The organism is Brachyspira sp. SAP_772 (genome assembly GCF_009755885.1).
Classification (GTDB): domain Bacteria; phylum Spirochaetota; class Brachyspiria; order Brachyspirales; family Brachyspiraceae; genus Brachyspira.
Window position 1 is genome coordinate 1 of record NZ_VYIX01000274.1, and the last position, 609, is coordinate 609.

Annotated in this window: 1 pseudogene; it reads right to left on the reverse strand. The window is 29.4% G+C overall.

From position 1 onward, the window contains the following. Nucleotides 1–412 (reverse strand): annotated as a pseudogene (locus GQX97_RS13985) (protein translocase subunit SecD); the annotation flags it as partial. Between the last annotated feature and the right edge of the window lie 197 nt (nt 413–609).

A 609-nucleotide genomic window follows, 5' to 3' on the forward strand; every position in this document is an offset into this window, starting at 1 on the left:
CATCGCCTTGCTTTCTTATACCAACCTCACTAACTCCAAATTGGTCAATTCTTCCTCTTAATCTAGATATAAGTCTTTCCATAGCATCATTTTTCTCTTCAGCAGTAAGAGATAATGCTGTTCTGTCTAATTTGTTGGCATAATCTTCAAAATCTGCCTGAAGTACTATTCTTATACCGCCCTGTAAGTCTAATCCTAAATTTACAGATTCGCTTCTAAGGCGTTTAAGAGACTGAATCTCATCAATTTGTTCTTTTGTATATCCATTAGATATCATCTCATCTAATGACATATTACTTTCTTCTTTTTTATCTTCTGGTGTGAAAAAATACCATCTTACTGTAGGAGTGATAAACCAACCCATTATAGCAAGACCTATAATTATGAATGCTAGCCTTAAATTATGACTCATATTATTTTCCTATTTCTTTATTATTATTTTTTCTATTATTCTTTTTTTTCTTCAGATTGTGCTTTTTCTAACTCTTCTTTTATCTGATTTTTATCTTCTATAGCTTTTTTATCTTTCTTTTCTTCTTTTTTATTGTTAAGAACTTCTTCGCTAACTACAGCTGATATAGAAGATTTTATTATTTCTATTTTTGTATT